Origin of the sequence: Streptomyces sp. NPDC059224 (assembly GCF_042754285.1) — a bacterium.
In the GTDB taxonomy this organism is placed as follows: domain Bacteria; phylum Actinomycetota; class Actinomycetes; order Streptomycetales; family Streptomycetaceae; genus Streptomyces.
The window spans coordinates 1-15,732 of record NZ_JBHZAN010000072.1; the positions used below are offsets into that span (position 1 = coordinate 1).

Genomic DNA, 15,732 nt, shown 5'->3' on the forward strand with positions numbered 1-15,732 from the left:
GCCCGGGGGGGGGCCCCCCCCCCCCCCCCCCCGGCCGGGGTGTCGCCTGCCGAGCCGGCAGGTGCCGGGCCTCGGCCTCCGCACCGGCAACTCCCTTGAGAGCGACGCCAGGTGCCGTACCCGCCACGCCCGTGACCCCGTACCCCGGGCCATCCACCCGACGAGGCCGTGAACGCGTCCGGGCGGTCGCTCCGCGGTGCCGCCCCGCGCCCGGCGGCGCTCGGGCGAGGAGCCCGGGGCGTATCGGCCGCGGTCCTCCGCCGTACCGCCGCCGACCCCCTCGAAGAGATCCCCTTCCCCCTGTTCACCCCTGATTCCCGGGGCACTTCGGCATGCCCGGGAGCGGCAGCGGCGGCCCCTGCGAGCCGGCGCGGCGACCCGTGCGAACCGGCGGATGAACGCCTTGACAACGCTTCGGAGCCGCCCGCAGACTGACGTTGCGCTCATCGCACTCCGTTTCGCTATACGCACCGAGGTGTCATGATGATTCCCGCGTGCCGCCTCGCGGATCTGCCGCGAGGCGAGGCCTGTCGGCTCGATATCGACCCACCCGTCTCGGTGTTCCACACCGAGGACGGCGAGCTCTTCGCCATCGACGACACGTGCACCCACCAGGACGCCTCGCTCGCCGACGGCTGGCTGGAGGGCCGCGGAGTCGAATGCCCCCTGCACGCCTCGACGTTCGACCTGCGCACCGGCGCCGTGGACGCACCCCCGGCCAAGCGCCCGGTCCGTACCCACACGGTCGTCGTCGAGGACGGCACGGTCTACGTCCGGCTGTCCGCGGACGCCCCCGCCCTGCCGCCGTGCGTCACCGCACGGCTGGCCGGGGGCGCCGCGTGAGGACCGTCGCCGTGGTGGGCGCCTCGCTGGCCGGACTGTCGGCCGCGCGCGCACTGCGGCAACGGGGGTACGACGGCCGGCTGGTCGTCATCGGCGACGAGCCCCATCGCCCCTACGACAGGCCGCCGTTGTCCAAGGAGTTCCTGGCCGGCACCCTCGGCGAGGCGGACCTGGCGCTGGAGCGGGACGACGAGGAACTCGGCGCGGAGTGGCTGCTCGGGGCCCGCGCCACCGGGCTCGACCGCACCGGACGGGCGATCCGGCTCGCCGACGGCCGCGAGGTCCGCGCCGACGGCGTGGTCGTCGCGACCGGTGCCGCCGCCCGTACTTTGCCCGGCACCGGGGGCCTGGCCGGGGTCCATGTGCTGCGCACCCTCGACGACGCCCGTGCCCTGCGGGAGGACCTCGCCCGGGGCGGCCGGCTGGTGGTGATCGGCGGCGGGTTCGTCGGCGCCGAGGTGGCGGCCACGGCGTACGCCCTCGGGCTCGACGTGACCGTGGTCGAGGCCGCGGCGGCCCCGCTGGCCGGACCGCTCGGCCCGGCCATGGGCGCCGTCGTCGCCGCCCTCCACACCGACCACGGGGTACGGCTGCTGTGCGGGGCCGGGGTCAAGGGGCTGAGCGGCGAGCGCCGGGTGACGGCGGTTCTCCTGGAGGACGGCCGCAGTGTGCCCGCCGACACCGTCGTCGTCGGGGTGGGGGCGCGCCCCTGCGTCGAGTGGCTGGAGGGCTCCGGCGTCGCGCTCGACAACGGCGTCAAGTGCGGGGCCGACGGGCGCAGCAGTGTGGCCGCGGTGGTCGCCGTGGGCGACTGCGCCAACTGGTACGACCCGCGCACCGGCGGGCATCGCCGGGTCGAGCACTGGACCGGCGCCCTGGAGCGGCCGGCCGTGGCCGTCGCCGCGCTCCTCGCGCACGGGGCGGGGGAACCGGGCGTCCCGAGGCCCCCGTACTTCTGGTCCGACCAGTACGGCGTGCGGATCCAGTTCGTCGGGCACGCGGCCGGCGCCGACGAGGTGACGGTCGAGGAGGGCTCGACCGGCGACCGCAGCTTCCTCGCCGTCTACCGGCGGGCGGGCCGGCCGGTGGCCGTGCTCGCGATGGACCAGCCGCGGCTGTTCACCCGCCTGCGCAAGCAGTTCGGCACCGCGTCCTGACCGGGCGCCCGCGCCGTCCCATCGATCCACGACGTTCTCCGAGGAGTGCACCGTGACCTCGACCAGCCTGCCGGACAGCCTGATCGCCACCCTCCCCGGTGCCGCGTACACGGATCCCGGGATCTTCGCCCAGGAGCAGGAGCGCATCTTCGAGGCGATGTGGTTCTGTGTCGCCCGTGCGGCGGACCTGCCGAAGCCCGGCGCGTTCCGCACGGTGGACGTGGGCCGCGAGAGCATCCTCGTCACCCGGGCCCGGGACGGCTCGGTACGCGCCTACTTCAACGTCTGCCGGCACCGCGGAGCCAGGCTGTGCACCGAGGAGGCCGGTGAGGTCAGGCGCGCCTTCCAGTGCCCGTACCACGCATGGACCTACGACCTCGACGGCAGACTGGCCGCGGCCCCCAACCTCACCAGGATGCCCGACGTCGGCCGCACCGAGTACGGCCTGGTGGGCGTGGCCGTGCGGGAGTGGCTGGGCTATGTGTGGGTCTGCCTCGCGCAGGACCCGCCGTCCTTCGAGGAGGACGTGGCGGGGGCCGTCGTCGAGCGGCTGGGCGACATCGCGGCGATCGAGCACTACGACATCGGGCACCTCACGGTGGGCCGGCGGATCGTCTACGACGTGCGGGCCAACTGGAAGCTGATCGTCGAGAACTTCATGGAGTGCTACCACTGCGCCACCATCCACCCCGAACTGACCGAGGTGCTGCCCGAGTTCGCCGACGGGTACGCGGCGCAGTACTACGTGGGCCACGGCGCCGAGTTCGGCACCGGCATCCAGGGCTTCACCGTCGACGGTTCCGAGGGGCTCGACCGGATCCCCTCGGTCGCCGCGGACCAGGACCGGCGGTACTACGCGATCACCGTGAAACCGCAGGTGTTCATCAACCTCGTACCCGACCACGTGATCTTCCACCGGATGTACCCGGTGGCCGTGGACCGGACGGTCGTCGAGTGCGACTGGCTCTACCTTCCGCAGGTGGTGGCGAGCGGCAAGGACGTCAGCCGGTCCGTGGAGCTCTTCGACCGGGTCAACCGCCAGGACTTCGACGCCTGCGAGCGCACCCAGCCCGGGATGAGCTCACGGCTGTACGCCAGGGGCGGTGTGCTGGTGCCCAGCGAACACCACATCCGCGCCTTCCACGACTGGGTCCACCAGCGGCTCGGCGCCCGGCAGCCGGAGTGAGGGCGCTCAGCCCAGGAACCCCATCCGGTGGCTGATCTCGGCGGCGCCCTCGACCAGCGACGGAGCCAGCTCGTGCATCCGCTCCTCGGTGAACCGGTAGGACGGTCCGGAGGCGCTGATCGACGCGATGACCTTGCCCTCCCGGTCCCGGATCGGCGCCGCCATGGCGTGCAGGCCGATCTCCAGCTCCTCCAGCGTCCAGGCGTAGCCGCGCTCCCGGGCCTCGGCGAGGTTCCTCTCCAGCTTCGTCCTGGCGGAGAGGGTGTGCGGGGTGAGCTTCTTCAGGCCGCCGTCGGAGATCAGCGCGGCCCGTTCCCCCGCCGGCAGGTGGGCCAGCATGATCTTGCCGCTGGAGGTGGCGTGCAACGGGGTCAGCTGGCCCACCCAGTTGTGGGCGGTGACCGCGGCCGTGCCGCGCACCTGGTAGAGGTTGATCGCGTAATGCTCCTGCATCACCGCGATGTTGACCGTCTCGCCGATCTCCTCGGCGAGCCGCTCGCACACTTGACGGCCCTGCTGGGTGACGTCGATACGGCCCGTGACGGCGCCCGCCAGACGCACGATGCCGAACCCGAGCGCGTACTTGCCCCGTTCGCCCGCCTGCTCCACCAGACCGCGCGCCTCCAGGGCGCCGAGCAGCCGGAACGCCGTCGACTTGTGTACATCGATCTCGGCCGCCACCTCGCTCACGCCTGCCTCGCCGCGCTGGGCGAGGATCTCCAGGACGCTGATGGCGCGGTCGACGGACTGCACGCCGCCGGAGGATGAGCCGTGCGTTTCGGTGTCCGGACTGTAGTTGCTCATGACGGAACTATACGCGGAGTAAACAACAGCACCCAAGTAACGCGATGTGAACAAAGATCTTACAAGTTGCGTTGTTCGCAACCTGGTGCGCATAGCGATACCCGTACTAGCATGCCGCGCACATCGACGGGCACGAGCGGGACGAGGCGGTATGGCTCCCTTGCAGGACGTGCAGTACGACTTCGTCATCGTCGGCGGCGGCTCGGCCGGCAGCGCCCTGGCGAACCGGCTCTCGGCCGATCCCGGCAACCGGGTGCTGGTGCTGGAGGCGGGCCGCCCGGACTACCCGTGGGACGTGTTCATCCACATGCCCGCGGCCTTGACGTACCCCATCGGAAACCGCTTCTACGACTGGAAGTACGAGTCCGAGCCGGAGCCCCACATGGGCGGCCGCCGCATCTATCACGCCCGCGGCAAGGTGCTGGGCGGCTCCAGCAGCATCAACGGCATGATCTTCCAGCGCGGCAACCCCATGGACTACGAGCGCTGGGCCGCCGATCCCGGCATGGAGACCTGGGACTACGCCCACTGCCTGCCCTACTTCCGCCGGATGGAGAACTGCCTGGCGGCCGACCCCGACGACGAGTTCCGCGGCCATGACGGACCGCTCGTGCTGGAACGCGGCCCGGCGCGGAGCCCGCTCTTCTCCGCCTTCCTCAAGGCCACCGAGGAGGCGGGCTACCCGCCCACCGACGACGTCAACGGCTACCGCCAGGAGGGCTTCGCCAAGTTCGACCGCACCGTGCACCGCGGCCGCCGGCTGTCCGCGTCCAAGGCGTATCTCAAGCCCGCCAGGAAGCGTCCCAACCTCACCGTCAGGACCCGCGCCTTCGTCACCCGTGTCCTCTTCGAGGGGAAGAAGGCCGTCGGCGTCGAGTTCCAGCGGGGCAGGGGCGCCCTCCGGCAGGTCCGGGCCGCCGAGGTCATCCTGTGCGGCGGCGCGATCAACTCCCCGCAGCTGCTCCAGCTCTCCGGCATCGGCAACGCCGCGGAACTGCGCGCCCTCGGCGTCGACGTCGTCCACGATCTGCCGGGCGTCGGCGAGAACCTCCAGGACCACCTGGAGGTCTACATCCAGTACGCCTGCAAGCAACCCGTCTCCGTGCAGCCGTACCTGGCGAAGTGGCGCGCTCCCCTCATCGGCCTGCAGTGGCTGTTCCGGAAGGGACCGGCCACCACCAACCACTTCGAGGCCGGCGGCTTCTGCCGGAGCAACGAGGAGGTGGACTACCCCAACCTGATGTTCCACTTCCTGCCCGTCGCGGTCCGTTACGACGGCTCCGTGCCCGCCGGCGGCCACGGCTACCAGGTCCATGTCGGGCCCATGTACTCCGACGCGCTCGGCTCGGTGAAGATCCGGAGCAGGGACCCCCGCGAACACCCGGCGCTGCGCTTCAACTACCTCTCCACCGAACAGGACCGCCGCGAATGGGTCGAGGCGGTCCGGGTGGCCCGCGAACTGCTCGGCCAGCCCGCCCTCGCCCCCTACAACGACGGGGAGATCTCGCCCGGCCCGGCCGTGGCGACGGACGAGGAGATCCTCGCCTGGGTCGCCAAGGACGGCGAGACCGCCCTGCACCCCTCCTGCACCTGCAAGATGGGCACCGACGCGATGTCCGTCGTGGACCCGCTGACCCTGCGGGTGCACGGGGTGGACGGACTGCGCGTGGTGGACGCCTCGGTGATGCCGTACGTCACCAACGGCAACATCTACGCCCCGGTGATGATGATCGCCGAGAAGGCGGCCGACATCGTCCTCGGCAGAGAACCGCTGCCCGCGTCCGAAGCCGCCTACCACCGGCACCCCGACACCCGGAAACAGGCCGGGTAGCGCACTCTCGCCGGTCCTCTTGACGGCGGTCGGTCCGTTCGTCAGGGTGTTCCCCCAAAAGCAATCAAATGCACAATGCGCAACGAATTCGGGCTCGAAGGGCGCGACCGTGGCAGATCTGTATGTGGATGGTGAATGGCGCGCGGCGGCGGCCGGCGGGCGCCGCGAGATCCGCTGTCCGGCGGACGGCACCCTGGTCGCCACCGTCTCGGAGGCGACCCGCCCCGACACCGAGGCCGCGATCGCCGCGGCCCGGCGCGCCTTCGACGACGGCCCCTGGCCGCGCACCCCCGAGCGGGAGCGGGGCGCGCTGCTGTTGCGCACCGCGGGCGTCATCGAGCGCGACGCCAAGGAATTCGCCCGCGCCGAGTCCCTCGACACCGGCAAACGCCTGGTGGAGAGCGAGTACGACATCGCCGATGTCGTCTCCTGCTTCCGCTACTACGGCGGCATCGCCGGCACCAGCGCCGGACGGGTGGTCGACACCGGCCGCGACGACGCGCTCAGCCGGGTCACCTACGAGCCCGTCGGCGTCTGCGGCCTGATCACCCCCTGGAACTACCCTCTCCTGCAAGCCTCCTGGAAGGTCGCCCCGGCCCTGCTCGCGGGCAACACCGTCGTCCTCAAGCCCAGCGAACTCACCCCCTCCACCTCGGTCCTGCTGATGAAGGCCCTCGCCGAGGCGGGCCTTCCGGCCGGTGCCGCCAACCTGGTGCTGGGCGCCGGCCCCGAGGCGGGCGCACCGCTCGCCGACCACCCGGCCGTCGACCTGGTGTCCTTCACCGGCGGACTGCCCACCGGCCGGCGCCTCATGGCCGCCGCGGCCGCCACGGTGAAGAAGGTCGCCCTCGAACTCGGCGGCAAGAACCCCAACGTGGTCTTCGCCGACGCCGACTTCGACACCGCCGTCGACTTCGCCCTCACCGCCGTCTTCCTGCACTCCGGGCAGGTCTGCTCGGCCGGCGCCCGGCTGATCGTCGAGGACAGGGTCCACGACGCCTTCGTCGACGAGGTCGTGCGCCGCGCCCGGCTCATCCGCCTGGGCGGCCCCTTCGACCCCGAGGCCGACACCGGGGCGCTGATCTCCGCACAGCACCGCGAGAAGGTCGAGGCGTACGTAGCCGCCGGTCTGGCCGAGGGCGCCGTGCTGCGCTGCGGCGGTGCGCGCCCCGACGACCCCGCGCTGGCGAACGGCTTCTACTACCCGCCGACCGTCCTCGACGAGTGCCGGCAGGACATGCGGGTGGTGCACGAGGAGTCCTTCGGGCCCGTGCTCACCGTGGAGCGCTTCCGGGACGAGGACGACGCCGTCCGCATCGCCAATGACACGGAGTACGGCCTCGCCGGAGCCGTCTGGACGCAGGACGCGGGCAGGGCGCAGCGGGTCGCCCGCAGGCTGCGCCACGGCACCGTGTGGATCAACGACTACCACCCCTATGTGCCGCAGGCGGAATGGGGCGGCTTCGGGCACTCGGGCGTCGGCCGCGAACTGGGACCGGCCGGCCTGGACGAGTACCGGGAGGCCAAGCACGTCTGGCAGAACATCCACCCCCGGCCGCAGCACTGGTTCCGCGGCTGACGGCGAAAAGAGGCCGACCATGACCCCAGCCCAGACCGAGGTGCCGCAGCGGCGCGACACGTCCGAGGACCCCGGGGACCGCACCCCGGTCATCTCCGTGCGCCGGCTGTGGAAGGTGTTCGGGCCGAAGGCCGACCAGGTGCCGGAATCCGAGGAGTTGTGCGGACTGACCCGCCGTGAGCTGATGGACCGCACCGGCTGCACCGCAGCCGTCCGGGACGTGAGCTTCGAGGTGTCGCCGGGCGAGGTCTTCGTCGTCATGGGCCTGTCCGGGTCCGGCAAGTCCACCCTGGTGCGCTGCCTGACCCGGCTGATCGAACCCACAGCCGGGGAGGTCGTCTTCGAGGGCGAGGACATCCGGGGCGCCGACCCGCGGCGGCTGCGGGAACTGCGGCGCAGCAAGTTCTCGATGGTCTTCCAGCACTTCGGTCTGCTGCCGCACCGCAGGGTCGTCGAGAACGTGGCGTTCGGCCTGGAGATCCGCGGTATGAGCCGGGCCGAACGGACGGAGAAGGCCATGGAGGTCGTCGAACTGGTGGGCCTCGCCGGGTACGAGAACTCCTACCCCGACCAGCTCTCCGGCGGCATGCAGCAACGTGTCGGCCTGGCACGGGCGTTGGCCGGCGACCCCGACGTCCTCCTCTTCGACGAGCCGTTCTCCGCGCTCGACCCGCTGATCCGCCGTGACATGCAGAGCGAGGTGGTCCGGCTGCACCACGAGGTCGGCAAGACCATGGTGTTCATCACCCACGACCTCAACGAGGCACTGAAACTGGGCGACCGCATCCTGATCATGCGGGACGGCAGGACGGTCCAGTGCGGCACCGGCGACGAACTCGTGGGCGCCCCGGCGGACGACTACGTACGGGACTTCGTGAAGGACGTACCGCGCGGCGACGTCCTCACCCTGCGCTGGATCATGCGGCCCGTCACGCCCGAAGACGCCCTGGACGGCCCGGAGCTGGGTCCGGACGTGGTGGTGCGCGAGGCCACCCGGGCGGTGCTCGCCGCCGAGAAACCGGTCAAGGTCGTCGAGCACGGCAAGCTGGTCGGCATCGTCGGCGACGAGGAGATCCTCGCCGTCGTCGCCGGAGACCCCGGGGCCGGAGCCGTCGTCGCGGGACAGGGGGGCGGCGCCTGATGGCCGCCGTCGCCGACGCGACCGCGCCCGTCGTCACCCCGCGCCGCCACGTGAGCCGTCCCCTGGTGGTGGCGGCGGTCCTGGTCGTCTGGCTGGTGCTCTTCACCGTGCTGCGCGGGCACCAGACGCTGACCCTGGCCGCCGCCGATCTCACCGGGCTGCACCGCCGACTGAACGACGTCAACGACAGCATCGGCGCCCACCGCAACTCCAACCCGGTCTTCCTCTACTTCTTCAACGAGATCCGGCTGGTCATCGACAACCTGGTGACCTTCGTGCAGTCGCTGATCTCCCAGCCCAGCGGCTCCCGCCCGGTCCCGCAGATCGGCTGGCTCGGCGTCGTCGGACTCGCCGCCTACGTCTCCTGGGCCGTGGCCAACTGGCGAATCGCGCTGCTGGCCGCGGCCGGGTTCACCTTCTTCGGGCTGCAGGGCCTGTGGCAGGAGAGCATGGACACCCTGGGGCTGACCCTGTCGGCGGTCCTGGTGGCCCTGCTCATCGGCATCCCGCTGGGCGTCTGGGCCGGCCTCTCCGACCGGTTCAACCGGATCATGACGCCCGTGCTGGACTTCATGCAGACGATGCCGACCTTCGTCTACCTCGCCCCGCTGACCCTGATCTTCCTCATCGGAGGGGCCTCCGCGGTGATCACCACGGTGATCTACGCGGCACCGCCCGCCATCCGGATCACCGCGCACGCGATCCGTTCGGTGCCCGGCACCAGCGTGGAGGCGGCCCAATCGCTAGGCGCCACACGGGCGCAGCAACTGCTGAAGGTGCTGCTGCCGATGTCCCGGCGCACGGTGGTCATGGGCGTCAACCAGACCATCATGGCCGCTCTGGCCATGGTCACCATCGCCGCCCTGATCGACGCGCCCGGCCTCGGCAAGACGGTCGTCCAGGCCCTGCAGTCCCTCGACGTCGGCACCGCCTTCAACGCCGGACTCGCCATCGTCGTCATGGCGATCGTGCTCGACCGGGTCACCACGGCCGCGGCCGTGCGTACCGAGGTCCGCCGCACCGGCGGCCCGTTCGCCAGGTGGCGCCGTCCGCTGCTGGCGGCCGGCGGCATCGCTGCCGCCGTCCTCGTGTACCTCTCCCACACCTACGTCTGGGCCGCGGAGTTCCCCGGTGACGGCAGTGTGGGCACCCATGTCGCGAGCGCCGCCGACACCACGACCACCTGGCTCCAGGACCACCTCTCCGGCCTGACCAACGGGGTGCGGGACGCGCTCACCAACGGTCTGCTCAACCCGTTCCAGACGCTTCTCACCGACTCCCCGTGGTGGCTCGTCGGTGCCACCCTGGTGGCTCTCGGCACGGTCCTCGGCGGATGGCGCGCCGGGGTGACGGCGGGCGCCTGCGTCGGGCTGCTCGTCGGCACGGGCCTGTGGTCGGACAGCGTGACCACCCTCGCCTCGACCGCCGTGGCCACCGTGCTGGTCATGCTGCTCGGCGTCGTCGTCGGCGTGTGGATGGGCCGCAGCGCGTGGGCGGACCGGCTGATCCGGCCCACCCTGGACGCCGCCCAGGTCATGCCGCCGTTCGTCTATCTCGTGCCGTTCCTGGCGCTCTTCGGCGCCACCCGCTTCACGGCGATCGTCGCGGCCGTCGTCTACGCGGCACCCGTCGCCGTAAAGATCATCGCGGACGGGGTGCGGAACGTGCCCGAGGCCACCGTGGAGGCGGCCACCTCGGCGGGATGCAACACCTGGCAGATCATCACCAAGGTCCAGCTGCCGATGGCACGCGGCGCCCTGACCCTCGCCACCAACCAGGGCCTGATCTACGTGCTGTCGATGGTTGTGGTGGGCGGCCTGGTAGGCGCGGGCGCCCTCGGCTACGACGTCGTGGCCGGTTTCTCGCAGGGCGAGCTGTACGGCAAGGGGCTGGCGGCAGGGCTCGCCATCGTACTGCTCGGAGTCATGTTCGACCGGATCACTCAGGCTGCGGCGCGACGCACCCGGGCATAAGGAGCACCGACACCATGGCACGACACTGGCGAATGGGCGCGGCCTCCCTGGCCGTCCTCGGCCTCACCCTCACGGCCTGCGGCGGGGCGAAGGTCGGGGAGGACAGCGCGGCCGGCTCGAAGTCCTCGGGCGGCAAGTGCGGCACCTTCAACCTGGCCGTCAACCCGTGGGTGGGTTACGAGGCGGACGCGGCGGTCGTCGCGTACGTCGCGGAACACGACCTCGGCTGCACGGTGCAGAAGAAGGACCTCAAGGAGGAGATCGCCTGGCAGGGCTTCGGCACCGGAGAGGTCGACGCCGTCCTGGAGAACTGGGGCCACGACGATCTGAAGAAGAAGTTCGTCACCGGGCAGAAGACGGCCGTCGAGGCCGGCTCGACCGGCAACAAGGGCATCATCGGCTGGTACGTCCCGCCGTGGCTCGCCAAGGCGCACCCGGACATCAAGAACTGGCAGAACCTCGACAAGTACGCCGCCCGGTTCAAGACGTCCGAGTCGGGCGGCAAGGGGCAACTCCTCGACGGCGACCCGTCGTACGTCACCAACGACGCCGCTCTGGTGAAGAACCTCAAACTGGACTTCAAGGTGGTGTACGCGGGCAGCGAGACCGCGCTCATCCAGGCGTTCCGGACGGCCGAGAAGAACAAGCAGTGGCTCATCGGCTACTTCTACGAACCGCAGTGGTTCCTCTCCGAGGTGCCGCTGGTCAAGGTGGACCTGCCCACGTACACGTCGGGCTGTGACGCCGACGCGGCGAAGGTGGCCTGCGACTATCCCGTCTACGACCTGGACAAGATCGTCAGCGCGGGTTTCGCCAAGTCGGGCAGCCCGGCGTACGACCTGGTGAAGAAGTTCAACTGGACCAACGACGACCAGAACACGGTGGCCAGGTACATCGCCGTCGACAAGATGTCCGACGACGCGGCGGCCAAGAAGTGGGTCGACGCCAACCGCGACAAGGTCGAGGCCTGGCTGAAGTAACGAGGGGCGAAAGGGCCGGTCCAGTACGCCCGCCGGGCGTTGCCGTTCGGCGCCCGCCTTCGAGCCGTTTCCCGACGTCACCGGGCCTCTTGACACCCCTCCTCGACGACGGGCACATTGAGTTGCGCAGCCTGAATCACGTTGCGTACGAAGCAACTGCGCGTCCAAGGCGACTGCACCGGTCTCAAGTTCGGAGGTTGGGCGATGGCGGGACCCCGAGTGGTCATCATCGGAGCGGGCGTCGTGGGAGCGGCCCTCGCGGACGAGATCTCCGCGCGCGGCTGGACCGAGGTGACCGTGGTCGACCAGGGCCCCCTGCCGGCCACCGGGGGCTCCTCCTCGCACGCCCCCGGCCTGGTCTTCCAGACCAACCCGTCCAAGACCATGACCGAACTGGCCCGCTACACCGTCGAGAAGTTCCGCTCCCTGGACGTCGACGGCCGGCCCTGCTTCCTCCAGGTCGGCGGCCTCGAAGTGGCCACCGGACCCGAGCGCCTCGCCGAACTCCACCGCCGCCACGGCTGGATCACCGCCTGGGGCGTCGAGGCCCGGGTCGTCACCCCCGAGGAGTGCGTCGAACTGCACCCGCTGCTCGACGCGGACCGGGTCCTCGGCGGCCTCCTGGTCCCCACCGACGGCATCGCCAAGGCCGTGCTCGCCGTCGAGGCCCAGATCCGCCGGGCCACCGGCCGCGGCGTCCGTTTCCTCGCCCGCCACGAGGTCCTCGACGTGCGCCACGACGAGGGCGCCGTCACCGCGGTGGTGACCGACCAGGGCGAGATCCCCGCCGACATCGTCGTCTGCTGCGCCGGCATCTGGGGCCCGCGGATCGCCCGCATGGTCGGCATGAACCTGCCCCTCACCCCGCTCGCCCACCAGCTCGCCTGGACCGGCCCGGTGCCCGTCCTCGCCGGCCAGACCGAGGAGGCCGTCCGCCCGATCCTGCGCCACCAGGACGCCGGCCTCTACTACCGCGACCGCTTCGACGGCCTCGGCATCGGCTCCTACGGCCACCGCCCGATGCCCGTCGCGGCGGACGACATCCGCTCCCTCCACGAGGCCGGACAGATGCCCTCCGTCCTGGAGTTCACCGAGGAGGACTTCGAGGGCGCCTGGGCCGAGACCCGGTCACTGCTCCCCGCGACCCGCGAGGCCAAGCTCGAGGAGGGCATCAACGGCCTGTTCTCCTTCACCACCGACGGCTACCCGCTGCTCGGCGAGTCCCCGGACGTCAAGGGCTTCTGGGTGGCCGAGGCGGTCTGGGTCACCCACTCCGCGGGCGTCGGCCGGGCCGTCGCCGAATGGCTGGTGGACGGCCACTGCTCGTCCTTCGACCTGCACGAGTGCGACGTCAACCGCTTCGAGCCGCACCAACTCGCCCCGGAGTACGTCCTGGCCCGCGACTGCCGGAACTTCGTCGAGGTCTACGACATCCTGCACCCCCTCCAGCCGGGCGGGGACCCGCGCCCGATCCGCACCAGCCCCTTCTACGCCCGCCAGCGGGAGCACGGCGCGTTCTTCCTGGAGGCGAACGGCTGGGAACGCCCCCAGTGGTACGAGGCCAACGCCCCTCTGACCGAAGGCCGTTCGATCCCCACCCCGAACGACTGGGCGGCCCGCTACTGGTCGCCGATCGTCGGCGCCGAGGCCCAGGTCACCCGCGAGACCGTCGCGCTGTACGACATGACCGCCCTCAAGCGGCTGGAGGTCACCGGCCCGGGCGCCGCCGGATTCCTGGAGGGCCTCGTCACCGGCAAGGTCGCCAAGTCCGTGGGCTCGGTGACGTACACCCTGCTCCTCGGCCACGACGGTGGCATCCGCAGCGACATCACCGTCGCCCGTCTCGCCCACGACCTCTTCCAGGTCGGTGCCAACGGCAACCTGGACCTCGACTGGTTCACCCGCCACCTGCCCGCCGACGGCGGGGTCCAGGTCCGCGACATCACCCCCGGCACCTGCTGCGTGGGCCTGTGGGGCCCGCTCGCCCGGGAGGTCCTCCAGCCCCTCACCGACGAGGACTTCTCCGACGAGGGCCTCAGGTACTTCCGCGCCAGACGTGCCTTCGTCGGCTCGGTACCGGTCACCGCGATGCGGCTGTCCTACGTCGGTGAACTCGGGTGGGAGCTGTACACGACCGCCGACCAGGGCGCGAAGCTCTGGGACACCCTGTGGCGGGCGGCCGAGCCGCTCGGCGGGATCATCGCCGGCCGGGGCGCCTTCAACAGCCTGCGCCTGGAGAAGGGTTACCGCTCCTTCGGCACCGACATGACCTACGAGCACGACCCCTACGAGGCCGGAGTCGGATTCGCCGTCAGGCCGGGGAAGGGCGAGTTCGTCGGAAGGGCCGCGCTGGAGCGGCGCCGGGCGGAGGTGCGGCGCCGGCTGAGCTGCCTCACCGTCGACGACCCCCGGGCCGTCGTCATGGGCAAGGAGCCGGTGTACGACGGTGAGCGCGCGGTCGGTTACGTGACCAGCGCGGCGTACGGCTACACCGTCGGCAAGGGGATCGCCTACGCGTGGCTGCCGGCTGAGCTGGCGGTGCCGGGAACCGGGGTTCAGATCGGTTACTTCGACGAGCGCGTGGACGCGGTAGTGGCCGAGGAGCCGTTGTTCGACCCGGGGATGAGTCGTCTTCGTGGGTGACGGATCCGGGTGGCGTCGGCGTTCGGCCGCAGGCTCGTCGTGAAGGGCCGCGCAGTTCCTCCCCCCGGCCTTCGGCCGGGGGGACCCCCAGCGCCCCTTTGGGGCGCACCCTCGCCAAGGTCGTTCGAAAGGATCGCGAAACTCAGATGAACGCGCTGAACACCCCCTTGGCCGAGCTCGACCCCGAGGTCCACGCCGCGCTCCGTGCCGAACTAGAGGCCGACTTCGCCGAGGTGTCCGACGTGATCGCCCTGGCCCTCCAGTCCGGCCCGGACCTTGCCGCCCTGCGCGCCCGCGCCGGGGCACTGGCCGCCGGGCATCCGCTCTACCCGCACCTGCCGCACGACGGAGACGTCCGATGAGCCCCCGCACCCCCGGCGCCGACCTCCCCGACCACCCGGACTTCCTGTGGCGCACCCCCGAGCCGAAGCGCTCGTACGACGTGATCGTGGTCGGCGGCGGCGGACACGGCCTCGCCACCGCCCACTACCTGGCGCGCAACCACGGCATCACCGACGTGGCGGTCCTGGAGAAGGGCTGGCTGGCGGGCGGCAACATGGCCCGCAACACCACCATCATCCGCTCCAACTACCTCTGGGACGAGAGCGCCGCCATCTACGAGCACGCGCTGAAACTCTGGGAGGGCCTGGAGGAGGAACTCGACTACCCGATCCTCTTCTCCCAGCGCGGCGTGCTGAACCTGGCGCACAGCCTCCAGGACGTCCGCGACGGCGTCCGCCGGGTCGAGGCCAACCGCCTCAACGGAGTGGACGCCGAGTGGCTCGACGCGGCCGGCGTCAAAGAGGTCTGCCCGATCGTCAACACCTCGCCCGAGGTGCGCCACCCGGTCCTCGGCGGCACCTACCAGCCGCGCGCCGGCATCGCCAAGCACGACTACGTGGCCTGGGGCTTCGCCCGCTCCGCGGACGCGGCCGGCATCGACATCATTCAGAACTGCGAGGTCACCGGCGTGGACGTGGTGGCCGGCCGGGTGGTCGGCGTCCAGACCAGCCGCGGCCCGATCGCGGCCGGCAAGGTGGCCCTGTGCTCGGCCGGCCACACCTCCGTCCTCGCCGCCATGGCGGGCATCGAACTCCCGCTCCAGAGCCACCCGTTGCAGGCACTCGTATCGGAGCTGCTGGAGCCGGTGCACCCCACCGTCGTCATGTCCAACGCGGTCCACGTGTACGTCAGCCAGGCCCACAAGGGCGAGCTGGTGATGGGCGCGGGCATCGACGCGTACAACTCCTACACCCAGCGCGGCGCGTTCCACATCATCGAGGAGCAGATGGCCGCCGCCCTCGAACTCTTCCCGGTCTTCGCCCGCGCCCACGTCCTGCGCACCTGGGGCGGCATCGTCGACGTCAGCCCCGACGCCTCACCCATAGTCGGCCTCACCCCGGTGGCCAACCTCTACCTCAACTGCGGCTGGGGAACCGGCGGTTTCAAGGCCACCCCCGGGGTCGGCTGGGTCTACGCCCACACCATCGCGCACGACACCCCGCACACCCACAACGCCCCCTTCTCGCTCGACCGTTTCACCACCGGCGCGCTCGTCGACGAGCACGGCGCGGCCGCGGTGGCCCACTAGGGAG

Annotated in this window: 11 protein-coding genes and 1 pseudogene; 11 read left to right on the top strand and 1 reads right to left on the bottom strand. The window is 71.2% G+C overall.

Features of this window, described 5'->3' with window-relative positions; genetic code table 11:
- Positions 1-480: 480 nt before the first annotated feature.
- The 3 genes from ACFXI4_RS43285 to ACFXI4_RS43295 are packed head-to-tail and all read left to right on the top strand — an operon-like array spanning position 481 to position 3,186.
- The gene (locus ACFXI4_RS43285; RefSeq protein ID WP_385002838.1) at positions 481-843 is read left to right on the top strand and encodes a bifunctional 3-phenylpropionate/cinnamic acid dioxygenase ferredoxin subunit; all 363 of its coding nucleotides are present in this window, start codon (positions 481-483) and stop codon (positions 841-843) included.
- The gene (locus ACFXI4_RS43290; RefSeq protein ID WP_385002841.1) at positions 840-2,000 is read left to right on the top strand and encodes an NAD(P)/FAD-dependent oxidoreductase; all 1,161 of its coding nucleotides are present in this window, start codon (positions 840-842) and stop codon (positions 1,998-2,000) included. Before ACFXI4_RS43285 ends, ACFXI4_RS43290 begins: the two co-directional genes overlap by 4 nt.
- Positions 2,001-2,052: 52 nt before the next feature.
- Complete coding sequence (locus ACFXI4_RS43295; RefSeq protein ID WP_385002844.1) at positions 2,053-3,186, top strand: aromatic ring-hydroxylating dioxygenase subunit alpha; 1,134 nt, start codon at positions 2,053-2,055, stop codon at positions 3,184-3,186.
- A 6-nt stretch (positions 3,187-3,192) separates the two neighbouring features.
- Here the strand turns inward: ACFXI4_RS43295 and ACFXI4_RS43300 are convergent, their stop codons facing one another.
- Positions 3,193-3,990: an IclR family transcriptional regulator gene (locus ACFXI4_RS43300; RefSeq protein WP_362728158.1), complete on the bottom strand. Its 798-nt coding sequence runs from the start codon at positions 3,988-3,990 to the stop codon at positions 3,193-3,195.
- 151 nt (positions 3,991-4,141) lie between these two features.
- Here ACFXI4_RS43300 and betA point away from each other — a divergent pair, with 151 nt between their 5' ends.
- From betA to ACFXI4_RS43340, 8 genes and pseudogenes are all read left to right on the top strand, one after another.
- Complete coding sequence (gene betA / locus ACFXI4_RS43305; protein WP_385002848.1) at positions 4,142-5,821, top strand: choline dehydrogenase; 1,680 nt, start codon at positions 4,142-4,144, stop codon at positions 5,819-5,821.
- A 109-nt stretch (positions 5,822-5,930) separates the two neighbouring features.
- On the top strand, positions 5,931-7,400 hold the full coding sequence (locus ACFXI4_RS43310) for an aldehyde dehydrogenase family protein (protein ID WP_385002851.1): 1,470 nt from the start codon (positions 5,931-5,933) through the stop codon (positions 7,398-7,400).
- 19 nt (positions 7,401-7,419) lie between these two features.
- Positions 7,420-8,541, top strand: coding sequence for a glycine betaine/L-proline ABC transporter ATP-binding protein (locus tag ACFXI4_RS43315; RefSeq protein WP_385002854.1), 1,122 nt, complete (start codon positions 7,420-7,422; stop codon positions 8,539-8,541).
- On the top strand, positions 8,541-10,514 hold the full coding sequence (locus ACFXI4_RS43320; RefSeq protein ID WP_385002857.1) for an ABC transporter permease: 1,974 nt from the start codon (positions 8,541-8,543) through the stop codon (positions 10,512-10,514). The genes ACFXI4_RS43315 and ACFXI4_RS43320 overlap by 1 nt, the downstream gene beginning before the upstream one ends.
- Before the next feature lie 14 nt (positions 10,515-10,528).
- On the top strand, positions 10,529-11,494 hold the full coding sequence (locus ACFXI4_RS43325; protein ID WP_385002860.1) for an ABC transporter substrate-binding protein: 966 nt from the start codon (positions 10,529-10,531) through the stop codon (positions 11,492-11,494).
- Between the two features lie 204 nt (positions 11,495-11,698).
- Positions 11,699-14,137, top strand: a complete 2,439-nt coding sequence (locus ACFXI4_RS43330) for an FAD-dependent oxidoreductase (RefSeq protein ID WP_385002863.1) — start codon at positions 11,699-11,701, stop codon at positions 14,135-14,137.
- Positions 14,138-14,355: 218 nt separating this feature from the next.
- A pseudogene (locus ACFXI4_RS43335) lies at positions 14,356-14,499 on the top strand (serine hydroxymethyltransferase); the annotation flags it as partial.
- The gene (locus ACFXI4_RS43340; protein ID WP_385002866.1) at positions 14,496-15,728 is read left to right on the top strand and encodes a sarcosine oxidase subunit beta family protein; all 1,233 of its coding nucleotides are present in this window, start codon (positions 14,496-14,498) and stop codon (positions 15,726-15,728) included. The pseudogene ACFXI4_RS43335 and the gene ACFXI4_RS43340, both read left to right, overlap by 4 nt.
- The last annotated feature ends 4 nt before the right edge of the window (positions 15,729-15,732 follow it).

What these genes read in the sequence shown, in the direction of transcription:
- ACFXI4_RS43285 (WP_385002838.1), top strand. Translation starts at nt 481, where the DNA reads ATGATGATTCCCGCGTGCCGCCTCGCGGATCTGCCGCGAGGCGAGGCC.
- ACFXI4_RS43300 (WP_362728158.1), bottom strand. Translation starts at nt 3,990, where the DNA reads ATGAGCAACTACAGTCCGGACACCGAAACGCACGGCTCATCCTCCGGC.
- betA (WP_385002848.1), top strand. Translation starts at nt 4,142, where the DNA reads ATGGCTCCCTTGCAGGACGTGCAGTACGACTTCGTCATCGTCGGCGGC.
- ACFXI4_RS43315 (WP_385002854.1), top strand. Translation starts at nt 7,420, where the DNA reads ATGACCCCAGCCCAGACCGAGGTGCCGCAGCGGCGCGACACGTCCGAG.
- ACFXI4_RS43320 (WP_385002857.1), top strand. Translation starts at nt 8,541, where the DNA reads ATGGCCGCCGTCGCCGACGCGACCGCGCCCGTCGTCACCCCGCGCCGC.
- ACFXI4_RS43325 (WP_385002860.1), top strand. Translation starts at nt 10,529, where the DNA reads ATGGCACGACACTGGCGAATGGGCGCGGCCTCCCTGGCCGTCCTCGGC.
- ACFXI4_RS43330 (WP_385002863.1), top strand. Translation starts at nt 11,699, where the DNA reads ATGGCGGGACCCCGAGTGGTCATCATCGGAGCGGGCGTCGTGGGAGCG.
- ACFXI4_RS43340 (WP_385002866.1), top strand. Translation starts at nt 14,496, where the DNA reads ATGAGCCCCCGCACCCCCGGCGCCGACCTCCCCGACCACCCGGACTTC.